Here is a 14870-nt window from a genome sequence, read left to right as displayed (position 1 = left end):
CATCAGTCGAGGGGGATGGAGCGCAGCTTGCTGCTGCCCTGCATGTCGAATTCCTGCGCGTTCCCCAACTTGTGGCTGATGCCGTGCAGGTGATCCATCAGGACAGGCTGGCCCCAGTTCCAGTTGTAGCGGTCGGCGGTGTGGATCTGGTAGTCCAGGGACACCTTCGGATTCCCCTCGTTGTCCGGTTCAGCCTTGACGACACCTGTCACGGTGTAGTGGTAGGAGCCGTAGGCGAAGTAACCGTCGGGCTGGAACAGCAAGGATGTGTGCTGTGGTTTCCATTCGAGCTGCTTTTCCAGTGCCACCGGTTGCCCGCCGGACTTGTGGAAGGCGTCGATGGCCTCCTTCTTCCATGCTGGCGCCTTGTCGTCGATCAGCGCGTTGACCCTCTCACGCAGAATCGCGGGCGTGTCGGAGTCGCTGCCGTCGTCCGCGATGTTCTTGGTCGTTGGTTCGGGGAGAACCTCCTCGATTTTTTCGCTGATCCAGTCGAGCACTTCCGAGCGGTAGAGGTACTCGACGTCCATCTCGCGCGGCTTCCCCGAGTTCCCCAGGTAGTGCCGCATGTTCCCGGCCGCCAGGTCCCAGCCGACCGCATCGCCCAGGTCGGCCAGCGTCTTGTCCAGGTAGCGGGGGAGGGCACTTTCGATCGTGGCCAGGGCATTCGCCGGGAAGGTGCCGTACCTGGCCGCCAACCCCTGCTTCCACGCCCCGTGCTTGCCGCTGCCGATGTCGAACTTCGGCTGGGTCGCCGGGCTCAGGACACCGGCGTTCTGGAGTTCCGTTCCGGCGTGCTGCCACAGGAAGGCGCGGTCCACCGGGTTGAGCCCGTGCCACCAGCCCGTGATCTGGGTGGCCGCTGCCTTCAGCATCGCAACCATGCCACCCGGCGCGCCGGTGTTGGTCCTGAGCACCGGCCTGGAGTGCTGCAGCAGCGCGTTGGCCAGGGCCTGGTCGGTCTGCTCGGCGGACCGCAGGGCGCCCTGGGCCAGCTGCGTCAGCTCGGTGATGTCGCGCTTGTCCGGTTGGTGACCCGGGAGCGGGACCGCCGTGCCGTTCTGCTCGATGCGCACGCCCACGCCGGGCGCCTGCCGTAACGCCTGGCGGAGCTGGCCCTGGGCGGTGCGGAAGCCGCCTGCTGCGGTGCGCAGCGCGGCCGCGATGGCCTCGGCGGCGTCCGCGGCAGCGGCCAGTTTCCCGCCGTGCCCGGCCAGCTCGGCTTTCGCGGAGTCGGCTGCTTCACCCAGCCATGCCAAATCCAGCGCCGCCGCGGGCTTGGTGGAGCCGTCGGCCCGGCAGTCCCCGAGCGCGTCGGCCAGCTGCCGCCACTTCGCCGCGCAGTCGTCGAACACGGTCACGGCGCAGCCGTCGAGGGTCCTGACGTCCATCACCGACCCCCACGGACAGCGCCCTCGAGTGCCGCGAGGATGTCCGCCGCGTTGCGGTCGATCGCGGCGTACCCGGTCGCCGACGCCTGGAGCTGCTCACCGGTGCCCCGCACGGCCGTCGCCAGCTGCTGGACGCTGTGCCGCCACTCGGCCGCGAAACTCGGCAGCAGGGCCGCAGTGATCGTGCCCGGCATGTCCCGTCCCGCAGCGCCCAGTTCCAACCCGCCCACTGTGTCGCTGAGCGCCTGGGCAGCGGCCACCACTGATGTCCCGGCCGCGCGCAGCTGCTCCGGTTCTGCTTTGACCTTCTCCATCCTTTTCCCGCCAGATCAGCGCGGACACCCGGTGTGTCCGCGGCATGGCACAAATCTGGCGGCGAGGCCGATGATGAGCCAGCGAACTGCGGAAATGCTGATCGTCTGCGCAACTACTTCGGGCCGTGGCGGGCGGCCCACCGGCAGATCGACGCCACCTCCTCGGCGTAGGTGGGCAGGGTCGTGTCCACGATGCCCACCACCGGGATGTGGCCATCGCGCGCCACGTCCGGCGGGCGCGGCACGAACCCCTTCTCGTGCACGCCCGTGCTGCCCAGGCCGGGCGTGCCCACCGCGAGGTGGCCGGTGGTGCGGGCGTAGCGGGTGAGCACCCGCGGCTTGCGCAGATCGCGGTCCAGGCCGAACCACTGCTGGCTGAGCGGGAAGATCGCCGACAGGGCGTCCCACCAGCCCTCCACCGCCAGCACGAGGTGCGGGTGGCGGCGGCGCAGCTCCGCCGTGAGCCGCCGGCAGCCGTCGATCACCTCGTAGCGCGGGTCATTGAACCAGTAGCCGAGCGTGTCGAGGAACGCCGCGTCCACGCCGAAATCGCGCACCATCGCCGAAATCGACTCCACGAGGTGGGCGCGGAACTCCGGCTCGCCCGGATTGAGGAACACCTGGTCGCCCTCACCCACCCGATCGGTGTCCCAGTCCGGGCGGTTCAGCAGCTCCACGTAGCGGTTGGTGTCGTTGCGCAGCACCGCCCGCTCCCACTGCGGGTACTGGACGACGTTCGCGCCATGCCCGCCGAACATCGGCATCAACCGCACGCCCAGCTGCCGCGCGGTGCGCGCAAGCTCGGCGAAACCCTCGTCGCCGCCCAGGTCCGGGCCCGGCCGGTAGCACGGGTAGGTGTAGTAGTAGCGGCCCTCCCAGCCGGGCAGGTACGCCAGCACCCGGTGCGGATCGATGTGCTGGGCGACGAACCGCAACGCGTCCGCCATCTGCACGAAGGTGTTGAACACGTAGCCGGTCCAGTGCTGCCCGTGCAGCGTCACCACCAGCGCGGTGTGCCGCAGCCACTCCGGGACGTCCGCCCGCGCCGACCACGGCACCAGGTTGTGCGCACCCTCCACGAAGGACAGATGCTCGTCCAGGTCCGCGTCCGCGACCAGGGCGTTGGTGCCCATCAGCAACCGGATGGACGGCACCCGGCAGGTCGTGGAGCGCGCCCCCGCGGCCGGCACGTGCACCAGTTCGACGACCGGCTCCAGCGCGTACGGGGGCTGGTGGACGTGCAGAATCTGCCGACGCACCAGCGGGTCTCGCACGCTGAGCACGAACCCGTCGTCCTCGGGACCTGCGGCCACCCACGGCGTCACCCAGTCCGGTCCCGGGTACTCCAGCTGGAACCGCTGCCCGTTGACGCCGTGCGCCCAACCGCGGCCGGTGCTCGGCGTCCACCAACCCGCCCGCAGCTGGTCCGGCGGCAGGCCACGCAACAGCAGCTTCACCGCCTTGACCGGCTCGTCGTGGCGGGCCGTGATCGACCACTCCAGCAGCCCGGCCGTCCAGGTCACCGTCACGTCGAGCTCCCCGGCCTCCACCGTCCGCTGCTGGCCGAGCAGGGCGTACCGGTCGGCGTGTACGTGCACGAGGTCGCCCTCGCGCACGTGTGCGCCGTTCACGCCGTAGCCGTTGGTCGTGGTGAAGACCTGGACCGCCCACTCCACGCCGGACGGGCCCGGAGTGGGGAAGTAGGGGTCGCGCGGGTCGAAGCTCAGGTCGGTGTCGATGTAGGCCACGGTGCGCCCTCCGTTTCGCGCGGCGTGCCACGCGGGAGGTCGCGCGCGGCCTCGTCGAGTAGGTCGGCCAGGGCGTCGGCCTCGTCGGCGGTGAAGACGAGGGTGTCACCAGGCGGCAGGACCACCGCGACCCGGTCACCGAGCACCAGCACCGTCACGTTCGCGGTTGCCCCCGTGGTGGCGCAGCGGATGCGCCAGCGGAGTTGTTCGGTCGGGTCCTCGGTCGGCCACATGTCCACCTCAACACTGCTGCGTCTCGGTGCCTGACTGAACCGCCTTGTCCCCGCGTCCTCAAGCTCGCTCGACCGATCAGGTGAAACCCGAGGCGGAGCGGCCAGGTCCCCGACGTGTCCCCCGTCCGCTGGCCGCTCCCCCCGGTCCTGTGTCCCCAGGGGGCGTCGCTGCTCGACAAGCCGCGTGCCGCGACGTTGACACCATCCTCCCGACCAGGACGAATCCGCAGTACCGTCTTTGGTCGAGTGAGTTCGCCGGTCCGGACGCGGATGTCAGCCCACGGGACTGAATCCTCTCGGAGTAGTCGTCGCGCTGCCGTGATCACGGCGTCGTCGCGGCGAGGCCGTACTCCTGCCCCGCCACCTGGTACAGCTCCGCGTACCGAGCCAGCCGGTCGCGGTCCAGCCGCGCCCCGATGCCGGGCTCGTCGGGCAGCCGCAGCCGTCCCGCCGGGCGCATCGGTGGTCCGCCCGCCACCACGTCGTCGGCCAGCAGCGGACCGTACGAGTGGTGGGCGTGGCGGAACCCCGGCGTGGCGGCGATCAGGTGGGCCGCCGCGCACGTCGCCACCCCCAGCTCGCCGAGGCTGTGCTTGATCGCCGGGATGCCCGCGGCCTCGCAGATTCCGGCCGAGCGCTTCATGTTCAGCAGACCGCCGTCGAGCACGTTGTCCACCAGGACCGCGTCCGCCGCGCCGAGACGGATGACGTCGAGGTGGTCCTGTCGGGTCCACGACGTCCCCACCAGCAGCGGCACCCCGGTGCGGGCCCGCAGCCGGGCCAGTTCCGGCAGGTTGCGGCCGGACACCGGGTGCGCGGCGAACTCGATCCCGTAGGGCTCCAGCGCCCGCAGCGCCCGGAACGCCGTGGGCACCGACCACGCCCGGCCGGCGTCCACCCGCAGCGCCGCGGCCGGGCCGATGCCGTCGCGCACCGCCGCGACCCGCTCGACGTCGACCGCGGGATCCTCCGCGCCGACCCGCACGCCGAAGTTGCGGAACCCGGCCGCCGCCGCCCGCGCGGCCTGCTCCCGCATCCGCTCCGGGCTGCCCTGCGGCACGTGGTGCAGGTATTCAACGTCCTCCCGCAGCGGGCCGCCGAACAGGTTCACCAACGGCTGCCCGCACGCCTTGCCCACGACGTCCCAGCACGCCATGTCGATCGCCGCCAGCGCCGGGCCGGCCCCGAGCGAGGCGGCCAGCCTGGCGATGTGCTCGGTGCGGAACGGGTCCTCGCCGATGGCGTGGCGTTCCACGGCCCGCAGCGCGGTGAGCACGACGTCGGCCGACGGGTGCGCGGGCGCCTCGCCGAGCCCGGTGATGCCCTCGTCGGTGTCGATCTCGACCAGCACGCTGACCAGGCCGCGGCTGCCGGCGGGCCCCGCCTCCTCGGCGTGGAACGGCACCGCGACCGGGATGCTGCGGACTCCGATGATACGCACGACGCCCCTCCCCCCAGAGGCGTCGTGAGTGGAAAGGTGAGGTCCACTCACGACTGCTGTGCGAATACCATCACATCTTTCGCGGTCCGGGGCCAACGATGGGCGCCGGTCCCGCGGTCGTGGCCGACGTCGGACGGGGCGTATCCGTACCCTGGCCGGGTGGTCGTGGCCCACGACCGCGCGCCGCAGTTCCCGGACCGAAGTGGACGTTCATGATCGAGTGGCTGGAGAGTATTCCCCCAGGGGTCATCTACCTGGTGGTCGCCCTGATCATCGGGTTGGAAAGCGTGGGGATTCCGCTCCCCGGCGAGATCACGCTCGTCAGCGCCGGTGTCGCCGCCGCGCAGGGCGTGGTCGACCCGGTGCTGCTGGGGGTGCTCGCGGCCGCCGGGGCGATCAGCGGCGACTCGATCGGCTACGTGGTCGGCAAGCGCTACGGCCGTGCCCTGCTGGGCTGGCTGGGCCGCAAGATGCCCAAACACTTCGGTCCGAAACCCGTGCGCCAGGCCGAACGGGCCTTCGACCGCTGGGGAGCCTGGGCGGTCTTCGGCGGCCGCTTCGTGGCCCTGCTGCGCATCCTGGCGGGGCCCCTGGCGGGCATCCTCGGCATGAAGTACGGCAGGTTCCTCGTGGCCAACGCGGCCGGCGGCATCGCCTGGGCGGGCACGGTCACCACCCTGTCGTACGTCTTCGGCCTGGTGGCGGGCCAGTGGTTCCACCGCTTCTCCTGGGTGGCTCTTGTGATCACGGTGCTGATCAGCTGGCTGATCGCCCGCACCATGCGCCGCCGGGTGGAAGCGGAAGACGACGCCGACGAGCCGGCCGAACTCGACACCGACGCCCCGGTGAAGTGACCACACGTTCCGCACGCGGTGCTGCGCAGTCCTCGCGACGGCGGTTCTCCACAGGGTTGTCCACAGGCGGAAGCGGCCCGCTCGCCTGGGCGAACGGGCCGCTTCCGGGTGCCGTCAGCGGTGGGCGCGGTTGACCGCGGAGACCACCGCTCCCAGCGTCGCCGTGATCGTCGAGGTGTCCACGCCCACGCCCCAGAAGACGTCGTCACCCACCGCGCACTCCAGGTACGCCGCGGCTCGGGCGTCGTCACCCGAGGTGAGCGCGTGCTCGTGGTAGTCCAGGACCCGCACGTCGAAGCCGATGCTGCTCAACGCGTCCACGAACGCCGATACCGGGCCGTTGCCGGTCCCCGTGATCTGCTGCTCCGTGCCGTCGACGACCACCGTCGCGGTGATCTTCTCGTCGCCGCTCTCGCCGGTGGTCTGCTGGCGCACCAGCTTCAGCGGGACCGTGGCCTCCAGGTACTCGCGGGAGAACGCCTCCCACATCTGCTCCGGGGTGACCTCGCCGCCCTGGGCGTCGGTGTGCGCCTGCACCACCTTGGAGAACTCGATCTGCAGCTTGCGCGGCAGCTGCAGCTGGTGCTCGGTCTTCATCACGTAGGCCACGCCGCCCTTGCCGGACTGCGAGTTGACCCGGATGACCGCCTCGTAGGTGCGGCCCACGTCCTTCGGGTCGATCGGCAGGTACGGGACCTCCCACGGGAAGTCGTCCACCGGTACGCCCGCCTTGTCCGCCGCATCGCGCAGCGCGTCCAGGCCCTTGTTGATGGCGTCCTGGTGGCTGCCGGAGAAGGCCGTGTAGACCAGCTCGCCGCCCCACGGGTGGCGTTCGTGCACCGGCAGCTGGTTGCAGTGCTCAACGGTGCGCTTGATGTGGTCGATGTCGGAGAAGTCGATCTGCGGGTCGATGCCCTGGCTGAACAGGTTCATGCCCAGGGCGACCAGGTCGACGTTGCCGGTGCGCTCGCCGTTGCCGAACAGGCAGCCCTCGATCCGGTCCGCGCCGGCCTGGTAGCCCAGCTCGGCGGCGGCGATGCCGGTGCCACGGTCGTTGTGCGGGTGCAACGACAGGATCACCGAGTCGCGCCGCTCCAGGTTGCGGTGCATCCACTCGATGGAGTCGGCGTAGACGTTCGGGGTGGCCATCTCGACGGTGGCCGGCAGGTTCAGGATCACCGGCCGCTCGGGCGTGGGCTGCCAGATCTCGGTGACCGCGTTGCACACCTCGGCGGCGTAGGACAGCTCGGTGCCGGTGTAGGACTCGGGCGAGTACTGGAACCGGAAGTCGGTGTCGGGGTACTTCCCGGCCAGCTCCAGCACCATCTCGGCGGCCGAGGTGGCGATCTTCTTGATGCCCTCGCGCTCCTCGCGGAACACCACCCGGCGCTGCAGGATCGACGTCGAGTTGTAGATGTGCACGATCGCGCGCGGCGCGCCTTCCAGCGCCTCGAACGTGCGCTCGATCAGCTCCGGGCGGCACTGCGTCAGCACCTGGATGCGCACGTCATCGGGGATCGCGTCGTCCTCGATGATCTCGCGGACGAAGTCGAAGTCGGTCTGGCTGGCCGCCGGGAACCCGACCTCGATCTCCTTGAAGCCCATCTGTACGAGCAGCTCGAACAGCCGTCGCTTGCGGGCTGGCGACATCGGGTCGATCAGCGCCTGGTTGCCGTCACGCAGGTCGACGGCGCACCACAGCGGGGCGCGGGTGATCCGCTTGTCCGGCCAGGTGCGGTCCGGCAGCGACACGTTCTCGACCAGTTCGTGGAACGGGCGGTAACGGTGGTACGGCATGGAGCTGCCCAGCTGCGGGTTCCACGGCTGCTGGTCGGCGGGCGCGGGGCGGGACGGCTTGCGCACACCACCGCTGATCGGGGCCTGGTCGGGGGAGTTGGTGCTCATGCGAGAAGTTCTCCTGCTCGGTTTCCGGGTCTGGACGACCGGCGCGTTCGAACCCCGCGACGAGGGGCCGGTCTAGCAGACCCCGTCGCGGCGGCGAAGCAGGAGAACGCGAGCCACGCGCCCAGGCTAACCGCACCGCCCGCCCGCGATGCAAGCACCCCGTCCACATGGTGGGAGATGTGCTCACTGCCGGGAGATCGCCGGACCTGGCAGAGTGGCGGGCATGGCGGTGAAGAAGAGGCGTTCCGGGCTCGGGACGCTGATCCACGGCGTGGGATTCCTGCTCGCTGTGCTGTTGGTCATGCACATCGTCTTCGTGGTCACCGGCTTCCCCACGGAGAACGGGCTGGCCCAGTCGGTGGCCCAGGCGGCGGAGCCGCTGGCGCTGTTCTTCCCCGGGCTGGTCCAGACCCAGAGCGAGATCCTGCAGGTGTTCGTCGACTACGGGCTCGCGGCGGGGTTCTGGGTGCTCCTGTGCGCGGTGCTGGCTCGGGTCTTCGGCTGAACGCGCGGACCGTGCCACACTTCAGATCGTGGCTGAAGATGTCGGTTCGGGCGCGCACCACAGGGGCGTGCACCGCGCTGAGCTGCGGCGGGCGCGGACGCGGGTGGTGGGCGCGCTCATCATCGCGGTGCGCTGGTTCGGCACCCTGTGCGCCGCGCTGCTGGCCATCCACGTGGTGCTGACGGTCGGCGGCGCCAATCCCGAGAACGGCATCACCCGGTTCGTGGCGTACTGGGCTGATCCGCTGGCGCTCGGCTTCCAGGAGCTGTTCATGCCCGAGGACCCGAAGGTCGCCGTCCTGGTCAACTACGGAATCGCGTCGATCTTCTGGCTGGTCGTCACGTCCCTGGCCACGCGGGTGCTGCGGGCCATCGCCTGAGCGACCCAGCCCTGGTCACACGCGCCTTCCGGTGCCGGCGCGCTCCACCGCTCACCAGGCCCTGGTTCAGCGAACCCACCCTGAGACAGGTTCCCAACTTCAGGCAAGCCTGGGAAATCCACCCCGGGGTGCCACGACGCCGGGTTCGCTGTCAGCCGGTCGCTGCACTTCGTGGAGCGTGGCGTGCAGCTGCTCCGTGGCCTCCCAGATGTCGACGTAGCGCAGCCACGACGGCGCGAAGTTCAGCCGGATCAGGTCCGGTTCGGCGTAGTCCACCACCACGTCGCGGGCCCGCAGCGCGTGCGCGATCCGCTGCGCCTGGGGGTGCAGCAGCGTCAGCTGTGCCCCGCGCGACATGCCCGACGGCGGCGGCAGGACGGTGATCCGCGTCTCCGGGCAGAAGGACTCCAGCTGTTCCAGGAAGAGCTCGACCAGGCCCGCCGCCTTGGCCGCCAGCGCCGCCGTTGACACGCCGTCCAAAATGGACAGACTGGTGCGCAGGTCGCACAGCGACAGGGTGGACACCGAGCCGGTGAAGCCGTCGGCCAGCGGATGCGGCACCCCGGCCGCGTGGCACCACCCCGTCGGCAACCGGCTGCGGTGGTGCCCGGCGACGAACGAGTACGCGGGCGCGCCCGCGCCGCCGCCGAGGAACCGGTGGCCGCAGCCGATGGCGAAATCCGCGCCCCAGGCGTGCAGGTCCACGTCCAGAGCGCCGGCCGAACCGCTCAGGTCCCACAGCACCAGCGCGCCGAGCCGGTGGATCTCCGCGGTGGTCGCCGCGGCCGCGCGCACCGCCCCCGACCGCACGTCGGTGTGCGAGAGCGCCACCACGGCCACCTGGTCGGGCGGCAGCGCGGCCAGGTCGTCGACGCTGTCCAGCAGGTGCAGCCGACCGCCGATGAAGTCGGCGGCGGAGCGGGCCAGGTAGCGGTCCGCGGGGAAGCAGTCCCGGCCCACCGCGAGGATCGGCCGCTCCGGCCGCAGCCGGGCTGCCGCGAGCAGCCCCTTGAACAGGCTGATCGACGTGGACTCGGCGATGCTCAGCTCATCGGGCGCGGCGCCGATCAGCGGGGCGAGCGCGGCGGCGGCGAGCCGGGCCTCCCGGCGCCAGTCGGATTCGCCGCGCGGTTTCGCGGTGTGCGGGTCGCGGCGGTGGTCGACGAACCGGCGCAGCCGGGCGGGCGCGGTCCGCGGCAGCGGCCCGCCGCTGTCGCCGTCGAGCCGGATCAGGCCGGGCGGCAGGTCGTACCGGGCGCGCAGACCGGCCAGCTGATCAGCGTCATCGAGCGCCTCCGCCGTGGGTCTGCTGCTGGTCCACACGAGTGAAGTCTTACCGCATCGCCGCACGGTTCGTAACGGGTACGGTGAACCAGGGCTGAACTGGTGGTAAACACGTGGTGCGCTCGGCGCAGTGCGGCTCAGCCGGGTGCCGCAGTGGTGGTGCCGACCACGGGTTTCACGGGCCCTGACTGGGCGCTGCCGCGCCGCGGCGTCTCCGTCTTATCGTGCGGGACACCGTCTGCCGTCATGGTCGTGCGTGCACCCGATGTGCCTCGAAATCCCGAAAATAACCCCTTTTCTTTCAGGGCGTTGCCGTCACTGATCGGCCAGTGTTGACATTGAATCTGTGAACGCATCAAGACCTTGACGCCCGGGAGGTTGTTCCGATGCATCCGTTCCATTGGGTTCCTGCGGAGGGACAGCGGCACGCAAGTCTGGATTTCCGCCCTGGCGGCGGCTACCCGACCGGAATGACCGTCTCCACGCTGTGCAAGCAGCAGCTCTCGGCCGACAACTCGCAGCTTGCCTGGCTGTGGGAAACGTGCCGGGACTGCAACAAGGAGGCCCACCGCATCGCGCGGTCGTCGGCTCAGCACCACGCCCAAGGTCCGCAGTTCGCCATTGCGGCGTGGCCCACCGCGCGCGGCGTCTGACAACCGCGGCGCTGGCGGTGTTGCTGCGCCGAACCCAGTGGTTGCGTGACGGATATGCGCTGCCGCACACGATTGTCGTCATCGCGAGTTCGTGGCTCAGCAATCTTTTACCCGTGGGTCGTCGCGTCCAGGGATTCCGGGAGCCAGTGCCGGGTCGGGTCGTAATCGAGCCAGCCGTGGCGGGTGGCGGCTTGCGCGGACGCGCGCAGGAGGGCATCGAGGCGACGACCCCGGCGCCACAGCAGCGACCACGTGTAGAGCGGCGTCGGGTCGACGAGCCGGATGCGTCGCAGATCGGTGTCCGCGGGCAGCTGCACGCCCGCGGGAAGCACAGCGACGCGGTCGCCGGTCAGGTGTCCGAGGAAGTGCTCCAGGCCCAGGTTGACCTCGGCCGATTCGGCGTCGAGTCCGAAGTGGTCGGTCAATCGGTCGAGGAAGTCCAGGCGGCGCAGCGGCGCTGGGCACCACACCGTGCTGCCCCGCAGGTCCACCGGCCGCGCCCGGTCCGCCGTGGCGAGCGGGTGGTCGGCGTTGACGACCGCGTCCACCGGCTCCAGCCGCACCGGCCGGTGCTGGAACTGCCGGTCCACCGGCAGCGGCACGCGGCCGAACCCGGCGTCGATCTCACCGCGCGTCAACGCCGTCATCGCCGCCGCCGCGTCCCGGCTGAACCCCAGCTCGGCGCGCACCCCGCGCTCGATGACCGGGCCGATCATCCGTACCGGCCCGAACAGGTGTCCCCACACGTCGATGCGCAGCGGCGGTTGTTCGCGACGTGCCTCGAGGACCGCGAGATCGGCGGCGTCGAGCGCCCGCTGCGCGGGTTCCAGGAACCTCCGCCCGGCCTCGGTCAGCGCCACGCCCCGGCTGCCGCGGTCGAACAGCCGCACGCCCAACACGCTCTCCAGCCGGGCGATCCGCTTGGACAACGCCTGCTGGCTCACGAACAGCTGCTCGGCGGCCCGCCCGAAGTGCGACAGGCGCGCGACCGCGACGAACGCCCGCACCTGGGCCAGATCCAGATCCACCGCTCACCTCGAACGACAACCAACGGTTGTCCCAGCGTACGAAGTGCTGTTGGACACCCCGGGTCGGCCGGGGTCTGCTGGGATGGAGCACGGAACCAGCAAGGGGAGCGATGCGTGCCCATCCTCGTCCGGGCGCCCGAGGCCGGGGGGCCGACCGGGTCGACACCGCGGACATCCTGACGCCGGGTTTGCGGTGCGCACCATCCCCGGACGGAGCTGACCATGTACACCTTCTTCGACGAACCGGGCCTGCTGCCCGGCTTCGCGGACCTCAACCGCCCGCGCGCCATCGCCGCGGGCCTCGACCCCTTCCAGTACGACCAGGTCACCGCCGGTCTGACGGCGATCCGCGAGTGGCCCACGGCGTTCGTCCGCGCCGGGCAGGATTACGTGGCGCGCGCCGAGCAGGCCGAGGCGCATGGGCGCAGCGCCTCGGCGGCCGAGGCGTACCGCGCCGCCGCGCTCTGGCTGCACTTCGCCACGGTCCTGCCGAACCGAACCTCGACGCGCACGCCGCCGCTGCCGCGGCCTCGGCCGACGCGCTCCGCCGAGCCGAGCCGACCGCCGAGTTCTTCGCCGAGCCCGACCTCGCCGGCGTCCTGCGCCGTCCGGCGGCCGAGCGCCCGCCCGTCGTCGTGCTCGTCCCGGGCATGAACTCCGGCAAGGTCGAGTTCCTGGCGATCGCGGACACCCTGCTGCGCCGCGGCGTCGCGGTGCTCGCCATCGACGGGCCCGGGCAGGGCGAACTCGCCACGGCCGCGCCCTGGGAACCCGAGTACCAGAAGGTCGTCCACCGCGCCGTCGACCTGGTCGAACAGCGGTCCGATGTGGACGGGAGTCGGGTCGCGCTGCTCGCCATGAGCATGGGCGGCTACCTGGGCGCCCTGGCGGCGGCGCACGAACCGCGGATCCGCGCGCTGGTCAGCGTCAGCCCGCCCTCGGCGCTGGACTGGGACCAGCTCGCGCCGTACGTGACCGACACCTTCGTCCTGCGCACCGGCAGCGCGGCGGCCGCCCGCGACTTCGCCCGCAGGATCAACGCGGCCGAGATCGCGCCGCGCATCCAGCAGCCGTTCCGGGTCGTCGACGGCGCCCTGGACACCATCCCCGGGGTCACCAACGGCGAGCCCCTCGCCCGCCTCGCCCCGCGCGGCGAGTACCTGCTCATCCCGGAGGGCCACCACCTCGTGGAGAACCGCCGCTGGGAATGGCTTCCCGACACCGCCGACTGGCTCACCCGGCACCTCGCCGACGACTGACCTCCGCCGGCAGCTGCCCGGCTCAGAAGCGCGGTTGCCCCCACGTTCCGGTGAAGACCAGGTCGGACAGGGGTTTGCGGACCCGCGGCCGGAGTTCCTTCTCCCGCAGCCGTTCCGGCATGCCCTCGGTCGACCCCAGACCGCCGATGGCCACCGCGATGATCGGCTCGAACTCCGGCGGGATGGCGAACTCGGCGCGCGCCGCGTCCCGGTCGAACCCGGCCATCTGGTGCGCGTACAGGCCCTCCGCGACGGCCTGCAACACCAGGTTCTGCGTCGCCAGCGCCAACCCGTACTCGCCGTACGGCAGCCGCTCACCGTCCTCGTCGACGACCCGCGCCACGCCCAGCACCAGCGCCGCCGCGTTGCTCGTCCACCCCTTGTTGCCGCGCGACAACGTGCTGTGGATGCGGTCGAACGTCTCCTCCCCGCGGCGCCCCGCGAGGTAGCGGGCGGGCTGCGTGTTGCCCCACGACGGAGCCCAGCGGGCCGCCTCGAACAACGCGGTGAACTGGTCGTCACCGATCACCACCGCCGGATCCAGCGCGCGCGGACTCCACCGCTCCGCCAACAGCGGATGCAGCGGCACCGACGTCTGTGCGGGTTTGCTCGCCGGAACCCCGACCGTGAACTCCTCGGCGCTCACAGACACCCTCCCTGTTCAGATCGCGTACTGCCAGGCGGTCAACGAATAAGCGCCGAACCAGGAGCCGAAGAACACCAGCAGCACCGCGGTCGCCGCGGCCGTCGTCGCCCGCCGCCGCGCCAACCCGATCGCCACCGGGATCAGCAGCGGGAACGCCGGCAGCATCAACCGCACCTTGGAGTACATCAACCCGTCCGACCCCAGGTCCAGCGTGAGCACCGCCGCCGCGAACAGCACCAGCGGCCACGGCATCCGCTGCCGCAGGCACAACACCATCAACACCAGCGCGGCCAGCACGATCCACACCGTGAACGTCTCCAGCACCGACTTCTCCTCGGTCAGTGACTCGACCACGAACTTCGCGGTCGCCACACCGCCGTCGAAGGCCGACGACCAGCCGCGCTGCTGCAGCTCGAAGTAGCCGGTGGGACTGCCGGTCTGCACCGCCACCCAGCCGATGTAGGTCACCATCCCCACCGGTGCCAGGACCAGCGCCAGCCACGGCCGCCAGGTGTCGCGGCGCCGCGCGATCGCGACCAGCGCGGCCAGTCCCACGACCCCGATCAGCGCGGCGGCGGTCGGCCGCACCAGCCCGGCCGCCGCGCAGCACAACCCCGCCCACGCCCACTGCCGCTCCACGACGCCGATCAACGCCCAGATCGACAGCGCGCAGAACAACGCCTCCGTGTACGCCATCGACAGCACCACGGACATCGGCGCCGCCGCGAAAAGCACGACCAGCAGCAACCCGACGCCCTCGGAGCCGCCGACCCGCCGCCCCAGCCGGGCCAGGCCGTAGGCCGCGGCGACCCCGCAGGCCAGGCTCACCGTGACCGCCGCCCCCGTCGCGCTCACCCCGGGGATCCAGGCCAGCGACATGATCAGCAGCGGGTAGCCGGGGAAGAACGCCAGCGGCGTCTCGGGGTACCGATGCCCGTACCCGTCGACCATGCTCGGGTCCACCCCGCCGTAGCCGTGCTGGGCGATCTCCAGGTACCACTGCCCGTCCCAGGCGCGGAGGTTGTCGATCAGTGCCTCGTCGTTGGCCGCGGACAACCACGCCAGCACCAGCAGTCCAACCAGCCGGATTGCGAGGTAAACCACAGCCGGGGCGATGGCGAGGACGGTGCGGCGGTACGGCCGAAGCTCGGCCCGGAGTCGATCCAGCACCCTCGGGGCGGGTCGTTTCCGCTGCGTAACCGCGGTGTTTCCGGCGTTGCGCACGGGCGG

General features: G+C 71.1%; 16 protein-coding genes. 6 read left to right on the top strand and 10 right to left on the bottom strand.

Annotated elements, in window-relative coordinates; genetic code table 11:
• Window positions 1-2 precede the first annotated feature (2 nt).
• The 5 genes from IEY17_RS21295 to IEY17_RS21275 form a co-directional block, all read right to left on the bottom strand.
• A complete protein-coding gene (locus IEY17_RS21295; protein ID WP_188990497.1) occupies window positions 3-1391 on the bottom strand; it encodes a hypothetical protein in 1389 nt (462 codons plus the stop codon).
• Window positions 1391-1705 (bottom strand): type VII secretion target, encoded by a 315-nt coding sequence (locus tag IEY17_RS21290; protein WP_188990495.1) that lies wholly within the window; start codon window positions 1703-1705, stop codon window positions 1391-1393. The genes IEY17_RS21295 and IEY17_RS21290 overlap by 1 nt, the downstream gene beginning before the upstream one ends.
• A 113-nt stretch (window positions 1706-1818) precedes the next feature.
• Window positions 1819-3453: a hypothetical protein gene (locus tag IEY17_RS21285; RefSeq protein WP_188990494.1), complete on the bottom strand. Its 1635-nt coding sequence runs from the start codon at window positions 3451-3453 to the stop codon at window positions 1819-1821.
• Window positions 3429-3686 carry a hypothetical protein gene (locus IEY17_RS21280; protein ID WP_229680390.1) on the bottom strand — a complete coding sequence of 86 codons (258 nt, stop codon included), beginning with the start codon at window positions 3684-3686 and terminating at the stop codon, window positions 3429-3431. The genes IEY17_RS21285 and IEY17_RS21280 overlap by 25 nt, the downstream gene beginning before the upstream one ends.
• 322 nt (window positions 3687-4008) lie before the next feature.
• Entirely contained in the window at window positions 4009-5127 is a 1119-nt protein-coding gene (locus IEY17_RS21275) for a mandelate racemase/muconate lactonizing enzyme family protein (protein WP_188990490.1), read from the bottom strand.
• Between the two features lie 212 nt (window positions 5128-5339).
• Between IEY17_RS21275 and IEY17_RS21270 the strand changes: the two genes are divergently transcribed.
• Window positions 5340-5981 carry a DedA family protein gene (locus IEY17_RS21270; RefSeq protein WP_188990488.1) on the top strand — a complete coding sequence of 214 codons (642 nt, stop codon included), beginning with the start codon at window positions 5340-5342 and terminating at the stop codon, window positions 5979-5981.
• A 114-nt stretch (window positions 5982-6095) separates the two neighbouring features.
• Here IEY17_RS21270 and leuA read toward each other — a convergent pair whose 3' ends face one another.
• Complete coding sequence (gene leuA, locus IEY17_RS21265) at window positions 6096-7886, bottom strand: 2-isopropylmalate synthase (protein WP_188990486.1); 1791 nt, start codon at window positions 7884-7886, stop codon at window positions 6096-6098.
• Between the two features lie 223 nt (window positions 7887-8109).
• Here leuA and IEY17_RS21260 point away from each other — a divergent pair, with 223 nt between their 5' ends.
• Window positions 8110-8391: a hypothetical protein gene (locus IEY17_RS21260; RefSeq protein WP_188990485.1), complete on the top strand. Its 282-nt coding sequence runs from the start codon at window positions 8110-8112 to the stop codon at window positions 8389-8391.
• A 28-nt stretch (window positions 8392-8419) separates the two neighbouring features.
• Entirely contained in the window at window positions 8420-8770 is a 351-nt protein-coding gene (locus tag IEY17_RS21255) for a hypothetical protein (protein WP_188990483.1), read from the top strand.
• A 99-nt stretch (window positions 8771-8869) separates the two neighbouring features.
• Here the strand turns inward: IEY17_RS21255 and IEY17_RS21250 are convergent, their stop codons facing one another.
• Window positions 8870-10093 carry an aminotransferase class V-fold PLP-dependent enzyme gene (locus IEY17_RS21250; RefSeq protein ID WP_188990481.1) on the bottom strand — a complete coding sequence of 408 codons (1224 nt, stop codon included), beginning with the start codon at window positions 10091-10093 and terminating at the stop codon, window positions 8870-8872.
• A gap of 347 nt (window positions 10094-10440) precedes the next feature.
• Between IEY17_RS21250 and IEY17_RS21245 the strand changes: the two genes are divergently transcribed.
• Window positions 10441-10707, top strand: a complete 267-nt coding sequence (locus IEY17_RS21245; protein ID WP_188990479.1) for an HC3 family zinc finger protein — start codon at window positions 10441-10443, stop codon at window positions 10705-10707.
• Window positions 10708-10814: 107 nt separating this feature from the next.
• Here IEY17_RS21245 and IEY17_RS21240 read toward each other — a convergent pair whose 3' ends face one another.
• Entirely contained in the window at window positions 10815-11735 is a 921-nt protein-coding gene (locus tag IEY17_RS21240; RefSeq protein ID WP_188990477.1) for a LysR family transcriptional regulator, read from the bottom strand.
• A 222-nt stretch (window positions 11736-11957) separates the two neighbouring features.
• On the opposite strand from IEY17_RS21240, the gene IEY17_RS25610 reads away from it, so the two are divergent.
• Entirely contained in the window at window positions 11958-12389 is a 432-nt protein-coding gene (locus IEY17_RS25610) for a hypothetical protein (protein WP_229680389.1), read from the top strand.
• Window positions 12386-12994, top strand: a complete 609-nt coding sequence (locus IEY17_RS25605) for an alpha/beta hydrolase family protein (protein WP_229680388.1) — start codon at window positions 12386-12388, stop codon at window positions 12992-12994. Before IEY17_RS25610 ends, IEY17_RS25605 begins: the two co-directional genes overlap by 4 nt.
• Window positions 12995-13016: 22 nt before the next feature.
• Here the strand turns inward: IEY17_RS25605 and IEY17_RS21230 are convergent, their stop codons facing one another.
• Window positions 13017-13640, bottom strand: coding sequence for a nitroreductase family protein (locus tag IEY17_RS21230; protein WP_188990476.1), 624 nt, complete (start codon window positions 13638-13640; stop codon window positions 13017-13019).
• 15 nt (window positions 13641-13655) lie between these two features.
• Window positions 13656-14810 (bottom strand): hypothetical protein, encoded by a 1155-nt coding sequence (locus tag IEY17_RS21225; protein ID WP_229680387.1) that lies wholly within the window; start codon window positions 14808-14810, stop codon window positions 13656-13658.
• Window positions 14811-14870 lie beyond the last annotated feature (60 nt).

Origin of the sequence: Saccharopolyspora thermophila (genome assembly GCF_014646075.1) — a bacterium.
Taxonomy (GTDB): domain Bacteria; phylum Actinomycetota; class Actinomycetes; order Mycobacteriales; family Pseudonocardiaceae; genus Saccharopolyspora; species Saccharopolyspora thermophila.
This window is presented reverse-complemented; position numbering and strand designations above follow the sequence as displayed.